The organism is Nostoc sp., from assembly GCF_036916975.1.
Taxonomy (GTDB): Bacteria; Cyanobacteriota; Cyanobacteriia; order Cyanobacteriales; family Nostocaceae; genus Nostoc.
This window is the reverse complement of sequence record NZ_JBALFF010000017.1, coordinates 1-4,597: the sequence shown is the minus strand read 5'-3', so window position 1 is coordinate 4,597 and position 4,597 is coordinate 1. Positions and strand designations below refer to the sequence as shown.

At 38.5% G+C, this 4,597-nt stretch carries 4 protein-coding genes; 2 read left to right on the top strand and 2 right to left on the bottom strand.

All coding sequences use genetic code 11. The annotated features are described in order from the left end of the window. Positions 1 to 385: 385 nt before the first annotated feature. Together V7K73_RS03680 and V7K73_RS03675 are read right to left on the bottom strand one after the other, a co-directional pair. Complete coding sequence (locus tag V7K73_RS03680) at positions 386 to 844, bottom strand: hypothetical protein (protein WP_334877236.1); 459 nt, start codon at positions 842 to 844, stop codon at positions 386 to 388. A 138-nt stretch (positions 845 to 982) separates the two neighbouring features. Next, complete coding sequence (locus V7K73_RS03675; RefSeq protein ID WP_334877235.1) at positions 983 to 2,101, bottom strand: M48 family metallopeptidase; 1,119 nt, start codon at positions 2,099 to 2,101, stop codon at positions 983 to 985. A 398-nt stretch (positions 2,102 to 2,499) separates the two neighbouring features. Here V7K73_RS03675 and V7K73_RS03670 point away from each other — a divergent pair, with 398 nt between their 5' ends. Further along, positions 2,500 to 3,684 carry an NAD(P)H-quinone oxidoreductase subunit H gene (locus tag V7K73_RS03670; RefSeq protein ID WP_334877234.1) on the top strand — a complete coding sequence of 395 codons (1,185 nt, stop codon included), beginning with the start codon at positions 2,500 to 2,502 and terminating at the stop codon, positions 3,682 to 3,684. A gap of 247 nt (positions 3,685 to 3,931) precedes the next feature. Next, on the top strand, positions 3,932 to 4,492 hold the full coding sequence (locus tag V7K73_RS03665) for a Uma2 family endonuclease (protein WP_334877232.1): 561 nt from the start codon (positions 3,932 to 3,934) through the stop codon (positions 4,490 to 4,492). The last annotated feature ends 105 nt before the right edge of the window (positions 4,493 to 4,597 follow it).

Sequence of the window (4,597 nt, the reverse complement as noted above, 5' to 3'; positions counted from 1 at the left end):
ACGGTTCTCAACTTAAATCGCGTTTAAATTCTTATTTTTCTGAAAAAGATTCCTAAAAACTGCCGTAAAAATAGAATGAAATAGCCCTGCCTCCGTGGGTTTCAAACACTCAATTTTTCTTTAGTTTGCGTAGGCGGACGAGAGTTTGTGTAGCCGCGAATTCCATTCGCTGGGGCTTAAGTTGACTATTTTTTACCTTTCTTCTGGTAAATCATCGAATTTGGTATCCATTTTAATTTTTTCTCCATATTTAAATTGCTATTTAGAATAAAAATGAACATATTTCCGAGCAATTCATTTTCCTCTAATAAGCTATCCACAAGTTTAGAGCTATCGGCTTCATAAATACGACTACCTTCCCAAAAGCTAAATCCACGCTTCACAGCTAGAACATAAAGTGGTTTTTCAGGAAAATATTGCAGATTTTTTGAACTAAATAAGCAGTTATTATCTGGGGGTAATGAGATAGCTGCTGACGAAGCTTATCTACCTCTATATCTGAGATATTATGAGTTTTCAATTTATCATCTATTTTCAAATTAGAGCGCTCTTGCTGCGATTTTAAAATTAATTTACTATGATTGTCTGCACGTTCTTGATAAGACTTTGCTTCATTGTTTTTTCCTTGGTTTTTAAGAAAATTGCAAATCATCTGACAACCTCCTATAACTATACTTGAGTCTTGCTCTATTGCCATTTCAATATATTTTATTCCAGTTGCATCTTGTTTTTTTAATAATATTTTACCTAATAAATAATTAGCTGATGCAAGGTAAGTATCACGATGAATAATTTCTTGTAATAGAGGTATAACAGAGTCTTCACTCTGAAATTCTAAGGTCAAAAGTGCTTGTTGAATAGCTTCTTCTAGGGTTAACTGTTGTTTTTGCGATTTGTGATTTAAATCTTTTAATTTAGCTATCTGTTTTTGAAGTTTAGCATATTCTTGTCTCCAAGATGTTGCTATTTTTTCTCGCCAATCTTAACTAAAATAATCAATGAATTTTTCTAATTTATCTCCTAAGAACTCTTGTCTTGCACTGATTTCCATTCCTGAAAATATAGCAGCTTCTTGCTGAAAATCGGGGATATATCCCAAGGCTTTTAATCTATCTTTCAAGCAAGGGTGAGTATCAGTATTAGTGGTTTTTTCTGTTAATGCTTCAATTAAATAAGCACTTGTAATTTCCTGATTAAGTGTCTGGCTTAAAGCCTGTTGCATAGCCATATAAGTCATTTTTGGTGGTTCAATTTCTGTTTCTAACTGTTTATAGATACTAGACCAAAAATATATTTCTAAAAATCTAGCTTTCACCTTTGTATTTATCAAAGCTTTAGCAGTATTTTGTTTTCGCGTTAAATCAACAGCACATCTATCTGCTTCATATTCGTTCATCCGTGCCAACACAAAGGAATAGGCATTAAAAAATGGGATGTACCATATCAAAAACAGTTGAAAAACTAACGATAATATTTCATGTCCACTTTGTCGGAGTCCTGTAACAATGCGATACCAAGTTTCACGTTGGCGATAAATCCAGCCACTAAAACGGCTGTGATTTCCTGATAAATGCCCTAGTTCATGGGCTAAGACGGCACGAAATTGTTCAGGTGGCAGTGCTAGCATGAGTGGTAAACCCACAATTAAGTAATTTTGCTGCCATCCCAGCAAACCTAAGCGTGGTCTTTGGACAACCGATGCATTAAAATTGTTGGTCAGCAGAATGTGGTGAAATCGTGGGGCTTGTAGCTTCAATGAGATTTCGTTAATTAAAGAATAGAGATTGGGTACATCTTTGGGTTGCAGTGGTAAACCTGTAAGTGGGGGAAAAGAAACCCAAAGCGATCGCAGCAATACAAATGCTAACGTCAGCAAAAACAAAAGACCTGTCAAAGATAAGTTAGAAATTGACTGAGTGTTAACTATCAAAAAGATAATATTTACCAGCAGAGTTAACGTTACAGCTAGAACCAAAAATATATATGCGTAGCCCAAAGTAGCCAAAAAAGCAACGTGCAATTTATAAAGATGTGGTTGTTTATTTGCAAAAACTTCTAACTTCTGAATTAGCTTATCAAAACGCTCTTGATTGAAAGTCATAGATATGTATCAGTTTCATAAAACTGTAATATAACTGACACAATATCTTGATGGCTTACGTAAAAACTCAGAATTCAATAGTAATCATTGAAAAAACCATTTTCTTTCACCCCGTCCGCTAATTCCAGCAGCATGAGATAAAAAAATTCGATGCCTTAATTAAGTGCATATCGAGCTTCCATATAATAGTTGAAGAAGTGCAACAAAATGAAACATCAAATCAAATCCCTCCTCTGTCACTTTTTCACCAACCTACCCACCGCGTCTCCCCGTCAATCCACAACCCTTACTTTGGCTTGACAAACAAGATAAATTGGGTCTAGTTGGCATCTAGAGCGGTTCAATTCAAAATTTGCCTTCAGCACGCTACGCGAACACAACGGGAGAACACGAAATCTATGACCAGACTAGAAACCCGCACTGAACCAATGGTGCTAAACATGGGGCCACACCACCCCTCAATGCACGGGGTTCTGCGGCTAATCATGACTCTGGATGGCGAGGATGTCGTTGACTGTGAACCAGTTATCGGCTATTTGCACCGGGGAATGGAAAAAATCGCCGAAAACCGGACTAATGTAATGTACGTCCCTTACGTTAGTCGCTGGGACTACGCGGCGGGAATGTTCAACGAAGCCGTCACTGTCAACGCCCCAGAAAAGCTTGCAGGTGTGGCTGTCCCCAAACGCGCTAGCTACATCCGCGTCATCATGCTGGAGTTGAACCGCATCGCTAACCACTTGCTGTGGTTTGGCCCCTTCCTCGCTGACGTCGGCGCTCAAACTCCCTTCTTTTACCAATTCCGCGAACGGGAGATGATTTATGATTTGTGGGAAGCCGCCACAGGTTATCGGATGGTAAACAACAATTACTTCCGCGTTGGTGGAGTAGCAGCCGATTTACCTTACGGTTGGGTAGATAAGTGTCTGGAATTCTGCGACTACTTAATACCCAAAGTTGATGAGTACGAACGCTTAGTAACTGATAACCCCATCTTCCGGCGACGTGTTGAGGGTCTTGGGACTATAACCCGTGAAGAAGCAATTAACTGGGGACTTTCTGGCCCAATGTTACGCGCATCTGGCGTGCAATGGGATTTGCGGAAAGTTGACCATTACGAATGCTACGACGATTTCGACTGGGATGTGCAGTGGGAAACCGCCGGTGATTGCTTTGCCCGTTACGTGGTGCGGATGCGGGAAATGCGCGAATCTGTGAAGATTCTTCGCCAAGCAATTAAAGGACTTCCTGGCGGCCCTTACGAAAATCTGGAAGCCAAGCGTTTAGCCGCAGGTAAAAAATCTGAGTGGGACGCATTTGATTATCAATTCATCGGTAAAAAAGTTTCCCCGACTTTCAAGATTCCCAAGGGTGAAATCTACGCCCGTGTCGAAAGTGGCAAAGGTGAATTGGGAATTTATTTAGTTGGCGATGATAACGTCTTCCCTGCACGTTGGAAGATTCGCGCCGCAGATTTCAACAACCTTCAGATTGTCCCACATTTACTGCGGGGCATGAAGGTTGCAGATATTGTGGTCATCCTCGGTAGTGTTGACATAATTATGGGGTCTGTGGATAGGTAGAAAATATCTAAGTAAGTGGGTCAAATTAAATATAAAACCTCACCCTCTATCCGGCTTCCCTCTCCGAACTCACCGAGAGGGATTGAGGGTGAGGTTTTTTCTTATTTATGTTTAATTACGTCTACCTACAAATTATGCAACTGCTCTATTTTTTAGCATTGGGTAAAACTGGTGATTATAGCGGTTCTCAATTGCATGAAATACATTGTTTTAAAGATATAATTAAATTATTTTAGGAGTAATTTTTATGGTTATATTATCATCTAATATTTCTTTAACAGCTTTTCTGCAATTACCAGAGACTAAACCAGCTAGTGAATATATTGATGCAAAAATCTACCAAAAACCAATGCCGCAGGTAAAACATAGCAGAATTCAAACTCGTTTATCAACCGAGATTAATCAGGTAAGCGAACCTGAAAAAAAAGCTTTAGCGTTAACTGAATTACGCTGCACATTTGGAGGACGTTCTTTAGTTCCAGATATTGCTGTATTTGAGTGGTCACGCCTTATTGTTGATGAAGATGGGGAAATTGCCAATAAGTTTAAAATTTATCCAGATTGGATAATTGAAATTTTATCACCTGACCAATTTCCTAACCGGGTGATTGATAAAATTATTTTTTGCATTAATCATGGTACTAAATTAGGTTGGTTTATTGACTCTAACGATAAATCGGTGATGGTATTTCAACCTAATAAATTACCAGAAGTAAAATATAATAATGATAAATTGACTGTTCTTGATGTATTAACAGATTGGCAAATTACGCCAGCAGATATATTTAGTTGGTTAAAAGTGAAATAGATAAATTTTATAAGTAAGTGGGCGCAAATAATCATCATTGGCTCGTAGTTGCGCTTTAGCGCTAAAGCGCAACTACGAGCCAAATACAGAGATTTTACTTTTCGT

Coding starts and splice junctions, on each gene's coding strand:
- V7K73_RS03675 (WP_334877235.1), bottom strand. CDS start 2,101: ATGACTTTCAATCAAGAGCGTTTTGATAAGCTAATTCAGAAGTTAGAA.
- V7K73_RS03670 (WP_334877234.1), top strand. CDS start 2,500: ATGACCAGACTAGAAACCCGCACTGAACCAATGGTGCTAAACATGGGG.
- V7K73_RS03665 (WP_334877232.1), top strand. CDS start 3,932: ATGGTTATATTATCATCTAATATTTCTTTAACAGCTTTTCTGCAATTA.